This is a genomic window from Bifidobacterium pseudolongum subsp. globosum, assembly GCF_004155535.1.
In the GTDB taxonomy this organism is placed as follows: Bacteria; Actinomycetota; Actinomycetes; order Actinomycetales; family Bifidobacteriaceae; genus Bifidobacterium; species Bifidobacterium pseudolongum_C.
This window is the reverse complement of the sequence record NZ_RYUH01000004.1, coordinates 70708-89810: the sequence shown is the minus strand read 5'-3', so window position 1 is coordinate 89810 and position 19103 is coordinate 70708. Positions and strand designations below refer to the sequence as shown.

The window sequence follows — 19103 nt, the reverse complement described above, 5'->3', positions numbered from 1 at the left end:
TCAGTTCATCTCCCTGATGACGGAGCTGGCGGTGCCAGCGAAATCGTATGCACGTTCGCCCTGGTCGGCCAGATCGATGCCGCTGACTTCCTGCGCGGTAGTGACGCGCCAGCCGACGGTCTTCTCAAGCGCGAAGGCGATGATGGTGGTGATGACCGCGGAGAACGCGATGGCGATGACCGCGATGATGATCTGCACCACGAGCTGGCGCCAGTCGCCGCCGCAGAACAGGCCGGTGTCCTGCATGAAGAAGCCGAGGGCCACGGTGCCGATGAGGCCGCCCACACCGTGCACGCCCACCACGTCGAGCGAATCGTCGTAGCCGAGCTTGTACTTGAGCGAGCAGGCGAGGCACGTGCAGATGCCGGCGATCGCGCCGAGCACGATGGACCACAGCGGGGAGACGACATCGGCGGCCGGGGTGATCGCGACAAGGCCGGCGACGATGCCCGAAGCGGCGCCGATCGCGGTGTAGTGGCCGGTGCGGATCTTCTCGGTGAAGCCCCAGGCGAGCATTGCGGCGCCCGCGGCGAGCGAGGTGGAGACCCAGGCGTAGCCGGCGACGCCGTTCGCGGCGAACGCGGAGCCGGCGTTGAAGCCGAACCAGCCGAACCACAGCAGGAATGCGCCGAGCATGACGAACGGCACGTTGTGCGGGCGCATCGGCTCAGTGCCGAAGCCCTTGCGCTTGCCGATGATCAGGACGATGATCAGCGCGGCGACTGCGGCGTTGATATGGACGACGGTGCCGCCTGCGAAGTCGTGTGCGGCGGCGCCGATGGCCTGCGAGATCGCGCCATCCGCGGAGAGGATGCCGCCGTTCCACACCATGTGGGCCATGGGGGCGTAGTCGAAGGTGATCCACAGCGCCACGAAGATCATCCACGTGCTGTACTTGACGCGTTCGGCGATGGCGCCGCAGATAAGGGCCACGGTGATCATGGCGAACGCGGCCTGGAACGCCACATCCACACTTGCCGGGTAATTGTTGCTGTTCACGCCGACCGACGTGAACACGCCGTCCTGCGCCACCATCGTGTCGCGCAGCAGGAACCCTGTGGCAGGATCACCGAACACACCACCGATCGAATTGCCGGCGTATGCGATCGACCATCCCCACAGGCCCCAGATGATCATCGTGACGGACAGCGCGGCGGCTTCCATCATCAACATGTTGAGCACGGCCTTTGCACGGACCATGCCGCCGTAGAAAAGCGCCACACCTGGCGTCATCAGGAACACAAGACACGCAGAGGTCAAGATCCACGCGGTATTGCCGGAATCAAGCTGTCCCATACGGCCACCTCCCTATTATGTAGTCTTTCTTTCATTTCGCCCCTGCGGGCGACTCTCCAATGATGCAGCCCCCTGCGGGGCTCACATGCGTTATGGAACGCCCCGCGGATTTTGAACAAGTTACGGCGCATTACGAATGTGTAACCTGTTATACTTGTGCACCATGAAGATCTGATGAATCGCCATCCATCCATGTGCGCGTGCCGGCACCGCGGCCGGCACGATATTGTCATGCGCCGGATGGCGGTTCCTTGTTCCATGTCTGCGGCAACGACCAATCACCATCGCAATGGAAACGGAAGATCATCATGGCCACACGTCTCATCATCGTGGAAGGACTGCCCGGCACGGGCAAAAGCACGATCGCCAGCCTCATCGCGCGCGAACTGCGCGAGCGCGGACACACCGTGGTCTGCGTGGACGAAGGCGACCCGAACCACCCCGCGGACCTGCCCGATTACGACATTTTCCACGACTTCGCCGACGAACGCACGCATATCCTCGCACGCTGGAGGTCGTTCGTGGAGCACGCGGATCCGCATACCATCTATGTATTCAATTGCCTGCTGTTGCAGAATCCGATGTGCGAAACAATGATGCGGTTCGATATGGATGAAGCCGCATCACGCGCCTACATCGGGCAGATCGCACACATCATCCGCCCGCTGCACCCACTTGTCGTCTATCTGGACCGCCCCGACGTGCGGGCCACGGTCGACGCGGTCTTGGCCGAGCGTGGGGAAGGATGGCTCAACGCGGTGATCGACTACCACACATGCCAAGGCTATGGCGCACACCTTGCCCTTCACGGGTATGACGGCTACATCGCATGCCTTGCAGAGCGCAAACGCCGGGAAATGCGTATTCTCGAATCGCTGGATGTGGAGTCGTTCGTTGTGGGTCAGCATCTGACGGCGGAGGAATTCGGCACATTGTTCGCCTCTGCCGGATGGGCGGCGCCGGACCGCAATCAGATGGACACGGCCTTGCGTCATCGCACAGCCACGTTCGTGGTGCGGATCCACGGCAGGCCCATCGCGTGCCTTGGCCTCATCGGCGATCAAGCCATGCACTGGCTTGTGGCGGAGTTCATCGTGCGCCCGGAGTGGCAACACCGCCTCATCGGACAATGCCTGTACCGCTACGCCGAACAATATATGCTGAGCCTGGCGCGCCCAGGCTGGACATTGTGCATTGACGTACGCTCATCACCGCAGGCCATCGCATTCTATGAGAGGTGCGGGTTCACGCCGATGCCCTCGAATGGGAAGGGCCCTGGGCTGGAAAAACTGCTGTCCCGATAACGCGGTGGCGGTGTGGGTGGTCTTGGGCAGCGATTGTACCCAAGCCATCCACACCGCCACAGATGCAAGTGAATGGATTCGCGGTCAGCCGAGGATCCCGTCGACGAACGATTCGGGGTCGAACGGGGCCAGATCGTCGGGGCCTTCGCCCACGCCCACGAGCTTGACCGGCACGCCGAGTTCCTTCTGCACGGAAATCACGATGCCGCCCTTCGCGGAACCGTCGAGCTTCGTCAACACGACACCGGTGATGCCGATCGCCTCGGCGAACACCTTCGCCTGCGCCATGCCGTTCTGGCCGGTCGTGGCGTCGAGCACGAGCAGCACTTCGTCGACGGGCAGGTTCTTTTCGGTCACGCGGCGGATCTTGCCGAGCTCGTCCATCAGGTTCGCCTTGTTCTGCAGGCGGCCGGCGGTGTCGATGATCAGCACGTCCGCGCCGTCCTCCTTCGCCTTCGCGGCGGCTTCGAACGCGACCGAGGCCGGGTCGGCGCCCTCTTTGTCGGAGCGCACCACAGGCACGTCCACTTTCGCGCCCCACGTCTCGAGCTGGTCGGCGGCGGCGGCGCGGAATGTGTCGGCGGCGCCCAGCATCACGGTCTTGTCTTCCGAGACGAACAGGCGGGCGAGCTTGCCGGCGGTCGTGGTCTTGCCGGTGCCGTTCACACCGACCATGATGATGACGCTCGGCTTCTTGGTGCCCGGCTTCTCCGCCTCAAGGCTGCGGTCCACGTCGGTGCCCACAAGGGCGAGCAGTTCGCCGCGCAGCGCCTCACGCAACTGCGTGGGGTCGGTCTCGCCGGTCACGCGCGCGTCGGTGCGCAGTTGCTCCACAAGCTGTTCGGAAGCCTCGGCGCCCACATCGGCGAGCAGCAGCGTGTCTTCCACATCCTCCCAGTCGGTCTCCGACAGGTGGTCCTTCGCCAGGATGTTGAACAGCGCCTTGCCGAAGGGGTTGCTTGACTTCGACAGGCGTTCGCGCAGGCGCTGCAGGCGGCCCTTCTTGCCTTCCGGCTTCTCGACCGGAGGCACCGGTTCCTCGACGACGCCGGTCTCCTCGACCATCTCGGTCTCTTCAACCGGCGGCGCAAGCGCGTCCGTCGTCTGTTCGGCCAGGTCCTGCTTGGTCTCGGCCGGTTCGGGCACCGTGGGCTTCTGCGCCGCGCGTTCCGCGGCCAGACGCTCGTCGGCCTTCGCCTTCGCGGCCTCTTGTGATTGCTGTATGTTCTTCTTACGTGAGCGGTCCATCCAGATGCCGCCCACAATGAGCAGCACCGCGATGACCACAACGGCAATGATGCCGTACACCATGTTGGTATCCATGCCTCCCAGCCTAGACCATTGCGCGCACACCGCCATGGGGCCACCCGGGCGAGAGGGTGTGGAAGACTGGTGGGCATGGCCAATGCTTCGAGAATGTCTTCATACCAGCGGCGCGAACAGCTCATCCGCGTCGGGCGCGCGCTCTTCGCCGCCAAGGGCTTCGAGTCGGTCAGCGTCGAGGAGATCGCCGCGACCGCCAAAGTGAGCAAACCGATCGTCTACGAGCATTTCGGCGGCAAGGAGGGCCTGTATGCCGTGGTCGTCGACCGCGAGATGCGCGCGCTCAACGACATGCTCCTCGGCGCGCTGCGCGCCGACGACGTGCACCCGCGCCAGATCGTGGAGCGCACGACGCTCGCGCTGCTCACCTATATAGAGGAGAACGCCGAAGGATTCCAGGTGCTCGCGCGCGATTCGCCCACGACCGACCCGACGAGCTCGTTCTCGTCGCTGCTCGGCGACGTCTCCACGCGCGTGGGGCAGATCCTCGAGGAGTGGTTCAAACGGCAGAAACTGCCCGCGAAGAACGCGCCGTACTATGCGCAGATGCTCGTGGGCATGACCGTATATACAGGCCAGTATTGGGCCGACCGGCGCAAATTGAGCAAAGAGCAGCTCGCCGCGCTGATCGTGAACCTGGCGTGGAACGGCCTGAGCCGCATGGAAGCCAAGCCGGCCCTGCGGTTCGAAGGCGGCAAGGCCGGCAAGGCGCCCGCCCCCGAACCCGAACCGAGCGAGGAGCCCGCTACTTCGTCCAGTGATCAGACATCTTGAACGCGTTGTGCATCAGGTTGCTCGCCGTGTAGAGCACCTCGTTGAGCAGACGCTGCGTGCGCCCCTGCAGCCATTGCGCCATCTGGTTGTTCGCCTCGCCGAGCGCGAGCCGCACCGCCGCCATGCGCTCCGCGCCGTTGTCGCCTTCGAGCGCGTCGGCGTCGTCGGCGATCGACGCGTCGGTGTGCTTGATGAGCGCGTGGCCGTAGGTCTGCACGTCTTCGATGTACTGTTCGATCAGGTTCATCGTGCCGAACCAGTGCGCGTCGGCGATCACCGCGATGATGCGGTTCGTCCAGTACAGCGAATCGGTTGACGCGTCCACGCCCGGCGTATCGCGCAGGTACGCGGGCGTGTCCACGACGTTCGCATAGAACGGCGCCGGCGCGGTGAACGCGCCGCAGCCGTACGAGATCCACATGACCGACCGGTACGCCTGGGCGGCGTACGGGCGGATCTGCATGCACACCATGTGCCCCGTGCGGTTGATGCCGATCGGGCGGTAGGCGTGGCGTGTCACCGCCGTGCCCGTGGTGCCGTATGGATCGTACGGTGTGCCGTCGAAATGCGAGCCCAGCAGGAACGCCACGTCTTCGATTGTGATCTTGCGCTCCGGCTCACGGCACCACGGCATGTCCTGCGAGGCGGGCGTGTAGCGGGCCTGCGGCGAATCCCAGTCCTCGCTGGGATTGAGGTGGCGCTGCATGTACCACGCGCGCGGCGTGTTGTAGATCGCGTCCTTCGGCGTGGCCGTGCCGAACGCCGAGCGCGGGTCGAAGTGCGCGGGGCTGCCTTCGAAACTCGTCATGTCGCGGTCGAGGTGGTTCCCTTCGATGAATTCGCGCAGGTCGGCGCTGCACATGTTGTTGCGGCGCTCGCTGAACGCGTCGTCCAGGTCGAGCGAGTCGATGCCCAGCTGGTTGGGGATCGCCACGTAACAGTCGTCGGGCACACGGCGCGCGATCCAGTGGTGGCCGCCGATCGTCTCGACGTACCAGATTTCGTTGACGTCGCTGATGATGATGCCGTTCGACTCGTACGTGCCGACTTCCTCAAGCAGGCTGCCGAGGCGCTCCACGCCTTCGCGCGCGGTCGTGACATACGGCAGCACGATCGTGATGATGTCCTCTTCGCCGAACCCGCCCGGCGTCTCCTCCACATACCCCGGCTCACCCGGTTCGCCGGTGGCCGGCTTGAGCGCCACGAGCGGATCGGCCGCGAGCACGCGCGGATTGACGGCGATCGTCTCGGTGGCGCTCATCGCCACATTGTGTTCGTTGACGCCGGCCTCCGCGAGCACGCCGCGGTTCGGCACCACATTCGGCACGATGCTGTAGAGGCAGGGGTCGCCGGGCAGGTCGAGCTCCATGTGGCTGATCACGCTGCGGTAATGGCGCGGCTGGTCGGCCGGCGCCACGGCCACGAAATGCTTGGGGTCATAGGTGCCGCTGCCCGAATCGTCGTTGCGGGCGATGATGGTGGATCCGTCGTAACTGGCTGATTTGCCGACTAACAATGTGGTGCAAGACATAGGCACTACGTTAGCGCACCGGTCGCGGCGCCGGCGGCTGCCCGTACCCGATTTTGCGTTTTCGTGTGGTGGTTGTAGAATAGCGGGTTGTTGCCCCTCTAGCTCAACGGTTAGAGCAGCGTCCTTTTAAGTCGTGGGTTCAGGGTTCGAATCCCTGGGGGGGCACCGCCAAAGGCCCCGAACCGTTGCAATCACAGCGATTCAGGGCCTCACTCATATCACCACACATACGCATGACCGCACTGTTTGGGTGCACTTTGTGCGCACATTCAGCGATAAAAGCCCTATAGGCTCTCCAGCTCTCCCCACGCATCCCACTTTCCGCTGCATCCCGACCCTGAGAGGGAAAAGCCCGGTACAATACAGGAAAAGCCTAGGACTGACCTCCTAGAAAATCCCAAAGAATACCGCACCCCGCTTCTGGATGGCTGTCGGTGTCTAGTGGGCAGACGCATGCGGCTGCCATTTGTGCTTTGGGCGTCCGTCCGTGTCTAGAGGCCAGCTATATGCAGCCGTCTTCGGCTTCTTGGGTGGTCGTCTGTGTCTAGTGGCTAGACAGGAGCGGTCACCACCCATGCTTTGGATGACCGTCAGTGTCTAGAATCCAGCCGTGGGCGGCCACGGCGATGACGAAAACGGCGAATATATTGCCAATATGATCATCATCCCCGCCCAACACAGCATCCCTTTCCGCTACGGGTAGCGTCTCCTTACGTTACGGGTAGTGCACCCGCAGCCAGCCGCCAGATACAATCGTTGGAAAATGACGGTTCATAGGCGCAGCGACACCGAAAATACACTGCCCGTAGCAAAAAGCACACTACCCGTAAGGAAGGGGACACTACCCGTAGCGAAGGGGCACTGCCTGTAGCAAAATGGGCACTACCCGTAGCGAAATGGCGCACTCGTCAGGGACAATCGAGGATGGTCCGCCCCTCTGGCCAACGACGGTCATGGTGCCTGATGCCCCAAACGACTCAATTGTGGGGATTGTGTGTGCCCAGCGGGTTTTCAGTGATTCCGAAGTCGGTTCCATACACCTCTTCAGCCATGTCCAAACCTCAGCCGGTGTACTTAGGGGTACCGACGCGGGACATATACGTCGCCCGCAGTCTATCCGAAGGAACGAAAACCCTAAAGCTGGAGGATTCACCATGAACAACACCACGCACGACGACACTCCCGCCACCAACGCCGACCAGACCTCGGTGATGGCGGACGCACAGGAGACCGAGCGCATCACCGCGGCCACCGCCCCGCAGCAGCCTTCCATCTTCCCGATGCAGGCAACGCAGGGCATGCATCAGGGCGGCACCGGCACCTCGGCGGCACCCAGTGCCAGCCCCATGATGCACCACACCGGCACCGGCGTTCCGACCGGCCCCACTCCGCCGGTCGCCGCCATGCCGATGCCAGACGGCTCCCCCGCCGCACCGATGCACATCCGCGAGCACCTGAGCAACAAGATGATCGGCCTCGTCGTGGGCGTCAGCCTCGCCTGTGGTCTCGCCGCCGGCGTCGCGGGCACGGCGATCACGAACGCGATCAACGGCCACGGCGACCCGGGGCATTCGCGCATCGGCGCCCCGTATGCCTCATCCGAACTCGAGGAGACTCCGGACTTCGAGCAGATGCCCGACATGCAGCAGGGCGGCGAAACTGGCCGTTCGCGCAGCCGCCGCATGCCCATGCAGCAGCAGGGTCCGCAGGATCAGCAGGATGAGAACAGCTCCGACTCCAACAGCAAGTCGGGCGAATCCGATTCGGGCAAGTCGTCCACGGAGTCGAGCGATTGGCTCATGGAGTTCTTCGAGATTGCCTGACACCCGCCAATCAACTCAATCCAGTGCGATGATCCGGTCGCACCAATGGGCGGCGAGCTCGTCGTCGTGCGTGATGACGAGCACCGCGACCCCGCGGTCGGCGAGCGCGCGCAGCAGCGCGCCGACCTGCATCATATGCGCACGGTCGAGCCCGCTCGTCGGCTCGTCGAGCACCACGAACCGCTTGCACCCCATCAGCGCCACGGCGATCGCGAGCCGCTGTTTTTGCCCGCCGGAAAGGCTCATCGGGTGCCGGTCCGCCACGTCGAACAGGTCGAGTTCGGCCAGCAGCGCGTCGCATTGTGCGCGCGCGGCGGCGAGCTCATGTTCGCCGCCGCCGCGCTGCACGGTTTCGAGCATGACTTCGGCGCGCACGCTTTCGGCGAAGAGCTGGTAGTGCACGTCTTGCATCACCAGCGCCGCGGCGTGCGAGAGCGCCGACGTGTGCGCCGGTTCGCCGTCGAGTTCGATTGTGCCGGCGAGCGGCGCCTGCAGTCCGCACAGCGTGCGCGCGAAGGTGCTTTTGCCGGCGCCGTTATGCCCCATGATTCCCACGATCTGCCCGCCGTAGACATCGACGTCCGGAATGCGCCGACTGAATACCGCGCCACGCCCGCGCCGAAGCATCCCGCGCTTACGGTAGCCCACCTCGAGCCCGCGCGTGCTGAGCACCGGCGCGCCTCCCGCCGGGCACTCCAGGTGCGAGATGGCGGCGATCCGCGCGCGGTCCTCGCTCACATCGAGCACGCGCAATCCCCACGCCTCGCGCCGTGCGGCCGGCAGCGCCTCGAATTCGCGCGCGGTGTAGGTGCCGAGCAGTTCGCCGCCACCGAACACGCAGTAGCGGTCCACGAGGTCAGTGCACCACGCCAGCCGATGTTCGGCGATCACGATCGCCACGCCGTCCGCTTTCAGCGCGGCGATCATGCCGTGCAGGCGCGCCATCGACGCGGTGTCGAGGTTGCTCGTCGGCTCGTCGAGCACCATCACCGCCGGTTCGAGCACAGCCGCGGACGCCACGGCGAGCCGCTGCTGCTGGCCGCCGGACAGGTCGACGATGGCGCGGTCGAGCAGGTCGTCGATGCCGAAGCGCGCCGCCACCTGCCGCACGCGTTCGCGGATCCGCGGCGCCGGCATGCCGGCGTTCTCGCACGGGAATGCTAGCTCGTCGGTCGAACGGGCATGGAAATACTGGGTTTTGGGGTTCTGGAACACGCTGCCCACCACGCGCGCATATGACTCGAGCGGCGCACGGCCGGCCTCAAGGCCGCCGGTGCACGCGTGCCCGGTGAGCGTGCCGGTGAAATGTCCTGGCGCGAGCCCATTGATCAGGCGCGTGACGGTGGTTTTGCCGCAGCCGCTGGGCCCGACGAGCATCACGAGTTCACCCGCGCGCACGTGCAGCGTCACGTTGCGCAGGGCGGCGCCTTCGCCGCTGTATGCAAACGTGCAGTCGCGCACTTCGCACAATGCCGTACCGTCCACTCCCCCGTCCTTCCTCAACCGGTGACCGCGGCAACCGCGAGCGGCGCCAGACTCAGCGCCACGGCGAGCCAATCCACCGCGTGCATGCGCAGTTCGACCATGCTCGTCGGCTCGCCGGGCGCGCCCAGCCCACGCGCCAGACCCGCCACCGTCAGGTCGCGCGCCACGTTCGCCGCGTTCATCAACAGCGGCACCAATATGTATTCGAGCGAGCGCAGCGGCCTGCGCGCCAACGCCATGCCACCGCCGGTGAATCCGCGCAGGCGCAGGCTTTGGCGGATGAGCCGGTAATCATGGCGGATTGTGGGGAAGAACCGCATCACCACCACCACGGGGATCACGAGCGCGTCGGGCGCGCGCATGCGGCGCATCGCACACACCATGTCTCCCGGGCGTGTGGTGGCGAACATGGCCATGCCGGCGGTCAGGCACGGCATCATCATGCATACGCCCGCCGCCGTGGCGCCGGCGATGTGCAGCCAAGGCAGGCGGTCCACACCGAGCGCGCTCGCCCATCCCACCGCGCACAGCACGCCATAGACGGCGAGCATGCGCGCGCCGGCGGCCGCTTTGCCGCCGAACAGCAGCGGCAGCGAGAACAGCACGACCGCGAGCGATTGCGCGGCGGGGCCGGTGTGCAGGAACATGAGCACATTGGCCACGGCGAGCATGGCGAGTTTGGCGCGCGGGTCGAGGCGCAGCGAGCCGGTGTGGGCGCGGGCCGCGCGCACCGCGGTTTGCGTCATTGCGCGACCCCGGCCTTGGCGAAGTGGCGGCGCATCAGCGTGAGGCCGAAGATGCCGCCCGCGAGCGCGCCGATGACGATCGCGAGCATCGCGCCGGCAAACGTGGCCATGTTGACGTGGTCGAACAGGCTCGCGATATAGGCGGAATCCTTGCCTTTGCGCTCAAGGCTCGCGATGTAGGCGTCTTTCATGAGCCACACCGGCAGGATCGGGCCGGCGCACCCGAACGAGAACAGCACGTAGCCGCCGAGGAGCGCCGCCTTGTTGCGGTAGGCGCCGAGGCGCGCCACGAGGTCGCCGAGCAGTGGGAACACGATGCCGGTGACGAGCGATGTGGCGAAGTGCCCGGAGACGAACAGGAACAATCCCAGCACCACACCCATCGTGGTGATCGCGCCGAATGCGCGCACGCGCGCGTTGAGCAGCATGAACACGGGTCCTGCGAGCAGCGCGGCGAAGGCGGGCAGCAGCAGGTTGCCGGCCACGCCGAAGATGATGTTGCTGACGAGCGCGCACAGCGCCACAATCATGAAATACAGTGCGGAGAACACGCCGATGTTGATGTAGTCGGGCACGGCGAGGCGGCGTTTGGTGTCTTGCACGGTGGGCAGTGCGGACTGCTGGGTCATGCGTTGCGCTCCGTTTCGGTGGGGCAGCCCGGCGCGTGCTTGCTTGGTTTTGCGCGCCGCGAAAAGACCGTCATGCGGAAGACTGGCGTCTGCATGATGGACATGCGCTGCGTTGGTACGTGAATGATTCACAATCTATTGGCCGCAGATGCGCAAAACAAGAGTTTTGCGCAAAGAATCCCCATTAATTCCACAATGCGGACTGCGCTGTGGGAATCTGCGCCGTCGCAAAGGCCGGCATTGGCACCGGCGCGCACACGCTTTCGGCATAACGCTACATTACCCGTAGCGCTACGTAGAGCGTATCGTTTATGATTGCTCTACGGCACCATCCACCGCCCGGCAGAAGAGGAGACCCATGCGCAACATATGGTTTATTCTCAAGCGCGACCTCAAGCGTCTGCTGCGCGTGCCGACGGCGTGGGTCATCATCTTCGGCCTCACCTTCATCCCCGCGCTCTACGCATGGTTCAACATCGCCGGATTCTGGGACCCGTACGGCAACACCTCCGGCATCCGCGTGGCCGTGGCCAACGAAGACACAGGCACCGACAGCGCGCTGCTCGGCAAGATGAACCTGGGCGACCAGATCGTGGGCACCCTCAAGAAGAACCACCAGCTCGGATGGCAATTCATGACCAAAGCTGAGGCCATGGAGTGCGTCGAATCGGCGCACTGCTACGCCGCCATCGTGATCCCCGGCGACTTCAGCGAATCCATGGCCAACGTGCTCACCAGTTCCGGCACACGCCCGCAGATCGACTATTACGTCAACGAGAAGGCGAACGCCGTGGCCCCCAAGATCACCGGCGTCGGCGCCACAACCGTGGACCGACAGGTCAACAGCACCTTCGTCTCCACCGCCAGCAGCGTAATCAGCGGCATCGTCAACACAACCAACACGTCGATTAGCGACCAGGCAGACAGCTCCGTGAAGCAGGCGCTCGCGCAGATCACCAAAACCAAAGACAACCTGGGCAAGACGCGCACCATGATCGCCGACCTGCGCACCACGCTTTCCGGCACCAAAGCGAAAACAGACGAAGCCAGCAAGGCGCTCGACGGCGTCACCACCGCCGCCAACTCCGCCGGCACCGGACTGGCCACCGCCTCCAGCCTGCTCACGAAAACACAATCCGGGCTCAACGGCTTCACCGCAAGCGCCTCCGACCAGCTCGACAAAGGCAGCAGCCTGTTCCTGCAGGCGAGCGGCCAGGCCACAACCGACGCCACGCGCATCACCAACGGCATCCTCACCGCCAACGGCGCCGCCGGCACCGCGCTCAACAGCATGACGAGCGTCAACAACGACGTGGCGCAGATCATCGACGACCTCAAGAACCTGCCAGACAACCCGCTCACTGAAGACATCAGCCAGATCATCGACGCCTTGGCGAGCGAAAACCAGAAAACGGCGGCCACGCTCACCGCACTCACCCAGCTCAACGACTCCACGAAAACCGCGGCCACCAGCGCGCAAAGCACGATCGACCAGTTCTCGCAGACCAGCACAACCACGCTGAACGCGATCAGCGGCGCGCGCAACACGCTCAGCTCGAGCGCGCTGCCGCAGCTCAACGCCGGCCTCAGCGCGCTCGCCGGCACGAGCGGCACGCTCTCCGGCGGCCTGAGCGGCGAGAACGCGCTCGTCGACCAAAGCAAGATCGTGCTCGCCCAACTCGCGAGCATCTGCACCGACGCCGCCGATTCGATCAAAAGCACCGACGCGCTGCTGGGCACGTTCATCGGCAAACTCGACACCGTGGGCACCGACTTGGGCTCGCTCGCCAACGTGAACGTGCTCGACGAGCTCACCGGCAGCGGCGGCTCGCTCGACGCCCAGCGCATCGCGAACTTCATGCTGTCGCCGACCGTGCTCAAGACGCACACGCTCTACCCCGTGCACACCTACGGATCGGCGATGGCACCGCTGTTCACGAGCCTCGCGCTATGGGTGGGCGCGTTCATGCTCATGGTGCTCATCAAGCTCGAGGTGGACGACGAAGACCTCGAGGGCCGGCATGTCACAACGAACCAGACATACATGGCGCGCTGGCTGCTACTCGCACTGATCGCCGGGCTACAGGGGCTCGTGTGCTCTATCGGCGACCTCGTGATCGGCGTGCAGACCGTCAACGCGCCACTGTTCGTGTTCACCGCATGGTTCACCTCGCTCGTCTACGTGTCGATCGCATACGCGCTCTCCGCCACGTTCATGCACGTGGGCAAGGCGCTCGTCGTGGCCATGGTTATGCTGCAGATCCCCGGCGCCTCCGGCCTCTACCCGATCGAGATGATGCCACGCTTCTACCGCGCACTCTACCCGCTCTTCCCATTCACGTATTCGATCGACGCGTTCCGCGAGACGATCGGCGGATTCTACGACGGCCATTGGGTGAAGGTGATGCTCACGCTGCTGCTGTTCGCGGCCATATCGTTCGCGATCGGGCTGGGGCTGCGCCCGCTCATGTCGAACTTCAACCACCTGTTCGCGCGCGAAATCGAGGAATCGGACATGATTGTGGGCGAGCAGGTGTACACGCCGGTGCACCGCTTCAACCTCTCGCTCGCGATCCGCGTACTCGCCGACCAGGCCGGCTACCGCAGGCAAGTCGAGGAGCGCGCCCACAGATTCGCGCGCATCTACCCCAAGCTCATGCGCGGCGCGCTCGTGGCCGGGTTCGTGGTGCCGATCGCGCTGTTCGTCACGTTCTCGTTCACCGACGGCACCAAGCTCGTCGCGCTCGCCACATGGATCATCTGGATCCTGCTGATCATCACGTTCCTCATGGTCGTCGAGTCGATCCGCGACAGCCTGCGCCAGCAAGCCGAACTCGGCACGCTCAGCGAACAGTCGCTACGCGAACTGATCCTGCACCAGGGCTTGCTCAACGGCGGCCGCAAGCACCACGAAGGGAAGCACGCATCATGAGCATGATCGGCAAGATCTTCGTCAGCGACGTCAAACACATCACCAGCAACATCGTCTCGATCATCATCGTGATCGGCCTGACCGTGATCCCCGGCCTGTTCACCTGGTTCAACGTGGCCGCCTGCTGGGACCCCTTCGCCAACACCCGCAACCTGCAGTTCGCCATCGCGAACGAAGACGACGGGTACAAAGGCGACCTGCTGCCCGTGCGCGTCGACATCGGCAGCCAGGTGATCAACACACTGCGCGCCAATTCGCAGCTCGACTGGACCTTCACCAAAACCGCGCAGGACGCGATCGAAGGCACCAAATCCGGCAAATACTACGCGGCCGTGGTCATCCCCAAGGGCTTCAGCAAAACGATGATGACGTTCTTCACGAACGACGCGCAGCATGCCACGCTCGACTACTACAACAACGAGAAACTCAACGCGCTCGCCCCCAAGGTCACCGGGCAGGGCGCCGACGAAATCTCCGCGCAGATCAACGAGATGTTCGCCAAAACACTCACGAGCACCGCGCTCGACATCGCCTCGTCACTCATCGATTCGCTCAGCAAACCCGAAGCGCAAAGCCGGCTGAAGGATTTCAACGCGAACATCGGCGACTTGGCGAGCACACTCAACGAAAGCGCCACCACCTTGCGCGCGTACGGCGGCCTGACCGATTCCGCGCAGACCCTGCTCAGCAGTTCGCAGCAGCTCATCGGGCAGGCCGGCGACACCGCACAAGACGCCGCGGGCAAGATGGGCGACGCCAAAAAAGCGGTGAGTGACCTGACCGGCGCGCTCGACACCTCCGTGGCGGCGGTCGGCGACGCGCTCGACGCCAGTTCGAGCAGCCTCAAGGCGCTTTCCGGGCGCGTCGACACACTGTTCAGCAGCGTGGACGGCCAAGCCAACGCCGCCGTGGCCGCGATCAAGGACCAGTCCGGCAACATCGCAGCGGAAAGCAAGGCCTACGCCACCACGCGCGACCGCCTGCAGGCGCTCCTCGACGGTTCTTCATTGCCAGAGAACGGCGTGCTGCGCCGGCAGATCCAGTCGTTCATCAACCGGCTCGACGCCGTCGCGAAGACACTGGCGAACCTGGCGAGCACGCTCGATGCGGCCGCCGCCGACATCACCGACCATGTGGACGTCAACGGCGATACGCGCGCGTCGATCAAAGACCTCGCCGCGCAGGCCGGGGCTGCGATCAGCGGCATCAGCGGCGACTTCGACTCGACGATCAAGCCTGACCTCGCGCAGATGAACAGCTCGTTCACCAGCGCGGCGCAGCAGATCAACACGAGCGTGGGCACAGCGAAGGACGCGCTCGGCGACCTCGACAGCGCGGGCGAGAGTGCGAAAACACAGCTGACGAGCGTGCGCACACTGATCGACGATTCCGCGACCGACCTCGAAAACGCCAGCAAGAAACTCGCCGACTTCAACGGGCAGCTCAACAAGGCGCTGACCACCGGAGACATGGGGATGGTCAAGCAGGTGCTCAGCGGCAATTCCGCCACGCTCGCCACCACGCTTTCCGCGCCTGTGGAGCTGAAGACGAAGCGGCTGTTCCCGGTTGAGAACTTCGGCGCGGCGCTGACGCCGTTCTACACGTTCCTGCCGCTGTGGGTGGGCGCGCTGCTGCTTGTGGTCACACTCAAAACGAGTCTTTCGGCCAAGCGCCGCAAGGAACTGGGTGATCCGAAACCGTGGCAGGAGTTCCTGGGCCATTACGGCGTGTTCGCGTGCATCGCGCTCCTGCAGAGCACGTTCTCGTGCGCCGGCACGCTGCTGTTCCTGCGCGTGCAGTCGGTGCGCCCCATGCTGTTCATGCTCGCCGGCTGGTTCAGCTCGCTCGTGTATTCGTTCTTCACGTACACGCTCGTGGCGAGCTTCAGCAATGTGGGCAAGGCGATCGGCGTGCTCTTCCTGGTCATGCAGATCTCCGGTTCCGACGCGGCGTACCCGCTCGCGATCCTGCCGAAGTTCGTGGGTGACCTCAGCCCGTTCCTGCCGGTCACCTATTCGGTCACGGCGTTGCGCGGCGCGATAGCCGGCATCTACGAAAACGACTATTGGATCGCCATGGGCAAACTCGCGCTGTTCCTGGTGCCGATGCTGCTCATCGGACTGCTGCTGCGGCCAAGCCTGGGCAGATTCAACGCGTGGTACAGCGCCAAGGTAGAAAGCACGAAACTGGTCGGTTGACCGCGGCGAGGGGAGCGGATGGTGAAAGAGACAAAAGAGCGGCAGCGCGAACGCACCGACAGCAAGATCATGCGCGCCACGCTCGAGATCATGATCGCCCAAGGCATTGGCGCGGTCAACATCGAGTCCGTGGCACGGCGGTCGGGCGTGGCGAAGACCACGATCTACCGCCGGTATGCCAACACCGACGACCTGATCCGGCATCTCACGCTCAGCGTGGCGCCGTCGTTGGATTTCTCCGCGCTCGAGCCGTCACGCGAATCATTGTGCACTGTGCTGCGGCGCATCATCGACTGTTTCGACGAGGAGTTCGAGCTCAAGGCGATCGGCGTCGTGCTGTCGTCGGAAAACACCCATCTGCGCAGCATCGCACAGGGGGTGATCGAGCCGGCGGCGGAACGGTTCTACGATTTCCTGCGCCGGGGCATGGCCAGTGGCGCGTTCCGCGGCGGCCTCGACGCGCCGTTCCTGTTCCAGACCGTGCTCGGGTCCATGCTCGCATGCAAGGCGCTCAGCGCCTCATCCCCGGACTCGCACGCCGATTGGGCAGACAATATGGCGGCGCTGCTGTGGGCGTCGATTCGGCCCACGCAATAATTCACAGAATACTTTCAGGCTTCTCTACCGTTCTCTCAAGACAGCCGTGGTTATATTGAAGACATCAGCCGAACAGCTGACATAACTGAAACCTTCTTTCTTCTCTTTCCTCTCTCAAGAGACCCGGCCACTTCCCCCGGCCGGGTCTCTTTCGTTATGCAGCCAAACGGTTGGAGTCAGTATGTGCGGCCCTCACCGCCACGCTCCTGAACGCCATATGCTCCCTTATGATGGACGTCCCTGTCTGAGCTCAGACACAGACTACCGCCGATTGCGCCCTACATAGCTGTTGGTGTCTAAGCTCAGTCACGGAAGGTCGCCACAGCTGCCCAAGATGGACGTTGGTGTCTGAGGTCACCCATAAACGTCCATCAATCGCGTCCTACACAGCTGTTGGTGTCTGGCCATCGACACCAACAGCCGTGGCAGTGACCTAAACAGCGAATGCAACATGGGAATCCCCCTTCCGCTACGGATAAGTGCCTCCCCCTCCAGCCACCGACCCTCTCCTACTACGGGTAACGGAAGGAGCGGCGGCAACTTTTCTGCCAGAGCCACCACCGCTCCTTATCGATGTCAATAATCAGTTGTCGGCATCAGTTTATTCGTCAAGCGGTGCGGTCTGATTCAATCCCCACTCCTGCAACGTATTGCTGATAAGGTCAATCAGCTGCTCATCACGTTCCAGAATGTCGTCAACGCTCCATTCGGTATGTTGTTCGGCAATGCGTCGCGTAGCTGCGATGGCGCTCTTCTCGTATTCCCTCCTCTTCCTCGAGAAGAAACCGTTGCTCGCTTGAATGTTGAGCTTCTTCTCCAAAGCGGTCTTATTGCCTAGATGCTCAATACGTTCGCGGACCTCAGCATCGGCAAGCTCTGGGAAATTGGTGTTTTCCCATTTTTGGGGGAAGATATGCTCAATTTCCCACTTTTCAGGAATCAGCTCATGCTGGTCCGAATCCAGATAGGCCACAAGCTTGAGCAGCAGACGCACCAAGCGGAAATGCGGAGTGGGGAGCTCTTCCCGGAGCCGCTGAACATTCACCCTCTTGAAGTTGAAGCTCGGCGTCGGCGAATTGTTGATTTCTACATCGAGATTCATCACGGCTTGTTTGATGGCGTTTACCGTCGGGGTCAATGCGTATACGCCTACAAGTTCCGCGGTGAGACGATGCAGAAAATCAAGGAATTCTGATTCGAAATCAGGGTCATTTCGGTACTTGGTGTAATACATGAGGGTCGGATATTTCCAGTAATCATTCGGATACTCGCTCAAAATATCCAGCATCTGCAGAACGTCCTCATTCTGGGACCATGATTCACCGTCAATCGGCTCCTGCAAATTGACCACTTGCCACAGATTCAGAATCTCACGCAGGGCTTTCAAACTGGTCCCATTGTGGAGTTTGTCGAAATTGTTCGCCCCATAGTATGTACGCGCCGCGCTTGCGGTCGTTTTGCGGTCATTGTCCTTGGCGCGAAGCAGAAACATGTTGTGCACGAACAGAGTCTGCATATCCACTCCGACCCGCTTGGCGTCATCTTCGAGCTCTTTCCATGCGTCAATGAATCCCTTGCTGTCCGAGAACTCCTCGCTGCCAGAACCGGCAAATTTATACATCTGCGATTTGAAAATATCCGCATCCGACAGCGGCAAGCCACGATCATTCAACGTGTTGAAGATCCTCAGGGCAGTATCCTGAGAATCAGCGTCAATTGGCAGCACAATGACGTTCTGCAGCAGATTGACAACAAAGTTGAGGAACAGCAACGGCTTTTCTTGGCTGAACTCATCCAGTCGTTTTACAATCAGGTTGTAATTTTTGGCGTAGTTGTCATCGGCGCCTGGTGGGATCGACCCAGTTTCAAGAATCACGCCAAGCGTCTTGCTTCCTTCTTCGCTGATGGCCTGTGAATAGATGAGCGGCTGGTCACGGGACGGCACACCGGTAAGCGTTGGGGTAACCCAGAGCAGAGGGGTGATCATCTGCATCAAATTCTTGTCACGCCCCTGCGGGTCGTCCATATTCTCCAGTTTTTTGTACAGAGCACGCAGCAGCAGGAAAAGCGTGGTCAACCGCTGCTGACCGTCAATGACCTCACGTTCTTTGCCATTCCTGTAGGTAACGATGCTGCCAAGGAAATATTCAGAATCCGGATTGTCGGGATCCTCAATGGAATCTGTATACTCCATCAGATCGTCAAGCAATGTATCGACCTGATCGGCAGTCCAGGCATAAGGTCGCTGGTACTCCGGAATGAGGAATTTTCCAGTGGTTCCCCCAGAAAGCAAATCTCGAATGCTTTGCTTTGAAACATTGATGCTGGTTTCAGTAGCAGCCATTGTACCTTCCTTCCCCTGTGTGTTGTGCACCTTGTAGGAGCTCGTCATCGAGCGCCATTTCACAACGTTGACAACAATAGCATGAATTGGAATAACCGCAAAAGCACTACCCGTAACAAGA

General features: G+C 62.7%; 13 protein-coding genes and 1 tRNA gene. 7 read left to right on the top strand and 7 right to left on the bottom strand.

Translation table 11 applies throughout. From position 1 onward, the window contains the following. Positions 1-1296 carry an ammonium transporter gene (locus tag PG2093B_RS00915; RefSeq protein ID WP_129896745.1) on the bottom strand — a complete coding sequence of 432 codons (1296 nt, stop codon included), beginning with the start codon at positions 1294-1296 and terminating at the stop codon, positions 1-3. A 308-nt stretch (positions 1297-1604) separates the two neighbouring features. Here PG2093B_RS00915 and PG2093B_RS00910 point away from each other — a divergent pair, with 308 nt between their 5' ends. Next, positions 1605-2600 (top strand): GNAT family N-acetyltransferase, encoded by a 996-nt coding sequence (locus PG2093B_RS00910; RefSeq protein WP_129896744.1) that lies wholly within the window; start codon positions 1605-1607, stop codon positions 2598-2600. An 84-nt stretch (positions 2601-2684) separates the two neighbouring features. Here the strand turns inward: PG2093B_RS00910 and ftsY are convergent, their stop codons facing one another. Continuing rightward, the gene (ftsY, locus tag PG2093B_RS00905; protein ID WP_129896743.1) at positions 2685-3923 is read right to left on the bottom strand and encodes a signal recognition particle-docking protein FtsY; all 1239 of its coding nucleotides are present in this window, start codon (positions 3921-3923) and stop codon (positions 2685-2687) included. A gap of 93 nt (positions 3924-4016) precedes the next feature. On the opposite strand from ftsY, the gene PG2093B_RS00900 reads away from it, so the two are divergent. Beyond that, entirely contained in the window at positions 4017-4697 is a 681-nt protein-coding gene (locus tag PG2093B_RS00900) for a TetR/AcrR family transcriptional regulator (RefSeq protein ID WP_165369664.1), read from the top strand. On the opposite strand, the gene PG2093B_RS00895 is transcribed toward PG2093B_RS00900, so the two are convergent. Continuing rightward, positions 4669-6228: a C69 family dipeptidase gene (locus tag PG2093B_RS00895; RefSeq protein WP_129896741.1), complete on the bottom strand. Its 1560-nt coding sequence runs from the start codon at positions 6226-6228 to the stop codon at positions 4669-4671. The two genes, PG2093B_RS00900 and PG2093B_RS00895, sit on opposite strands and share 29 nt — an antisense overlap. 92 nt (positions 6229-6320) lie before the next feature. Between PG2093B_RS00895 and PG2093B_RS00890 the strand changes: the two genes are divergently transcribed. Then, positions 6321-6393, top strand: a tRNA-Lys gene (locus PG2093B_RS00890). 989 nt (positions 6394-7382) lie between these two features. Next, entirely contained in the window at positions 7383-8051 is a 669-nt protein-coding gene (locus tag PG2093B_RS00885; RefSeq protein WP_129896740.1) for a hypothetical protein, read from the top strand. 15 nt (positions 8052-8066) lie between these two features. On the opposite strand, the gene PG2093B_RS00880 is transcribed toward PG2093B_RS00885, so the two are convergent. From PG2093B_RS00880 to PG2093B_RS00870, 3 genes are read right to left on the bottom strand one after another with little or no spacing between them, the layout of a single operon-like run. Continuing rightward, positions 8067-9536, bottom strand: coding sequence for an ABC transporter ATP-binding protein (locus PG2093B_RS00880; RefSeq protein ID WP_129896739.1), 1470 nt, complete (start codon positions 9534-9536; stop codon positions 8067-8069). A 14-nt stretch (positions 9537-9550) separates the two neighbouring features. Then, on the bottom strand, positions 9551-10282 hold the full coding sequence (locus tag PG2093B_RS00875; protein WP_129896738.1) for an energy-coupling factor transporter transmembrane component T family protein: 732 nt from the start codon (positions 10280-10282) through the stop codon (positions 9551-9553). Further along, positions 10279-10911, bottom strand: a complete 633-nt coding sequence (locus PG2093B_RS00870; protein ID WP_129896737.1) for an MptD family putative ECF transporter S component — start codon at positions 10909-10911, stop codon at positions 10279-10281. The genes PG2093B_RS00875 and PG2093B_RS00870 overlap by 4 nt, the downstream gene beginning before the upstream one ends. Before the next feature lie 358 nt (positions 10912-11269). Between PG2093B_RS00870 and PG2093B_RS00865 the strand changes: the two genes are divergently transcribed. The 3 genes from PG2093B_RS00865 to PG2093B_RS08920 are packed head-to-tail and all read left to right on the top strand — an operon-like array spanning position 11270 to position 16638. Then, positions 11270-13843 (top strand): YhgE/Pip domain-containing protein, encoded by a 2574-nt coding sequence (locus PG2093B_RS00865; protein ID WP_129896736.1) that lies wholly within the window; start codon positions 11270-11272, stop codon positions 13841-13843. After that, positions 13840-16041: a YhgE/Pip domain-containing protein gene (locus tag PG2093B_RS00860; protein ID WP_165369663.1), complete on the top strand. Its 2202-nt coding sequence runs from the start codon at positions 13840-13842 to the stop codon at positions 16039-16041. The genes PG2093B_RS00865 and PG2093B_RS00860 overlap by 4 nt, the downstream gene beginning before the upstream one ends. An 18-nt stretch (positions 16042-16059) precedes the next feature. Then, positions 16060-16638, top strand: a complete 579-nt coding sequence (locus PG2093B_RS08920; protein WP_165369662.1) for a TetR/AcrR family transcriptional regulator — start codon at positions 16060-16062, stop codon at positions 16636-16638. A 601-nt stretch (positions 16639-17239) separates the two neighbouring features. On the opposite strand, the gene PG2093B_RS00855 is transcribed toward PG2093B_RS08920, so the two are convergent. Next, positions 17240-18982 (bottom strand): DUF262 domain-containing protein, encoded by a 1743-nt coding sequence (locus PG2093B_RS00855; RefSeq protein ID WP_165369661.1) that lies wholly within the window; start codon positions 18980-18982, stop codon positions 17240-17242. Between the last annotated feature and the right edge of the window lie 121 nt (positions 18983-19103).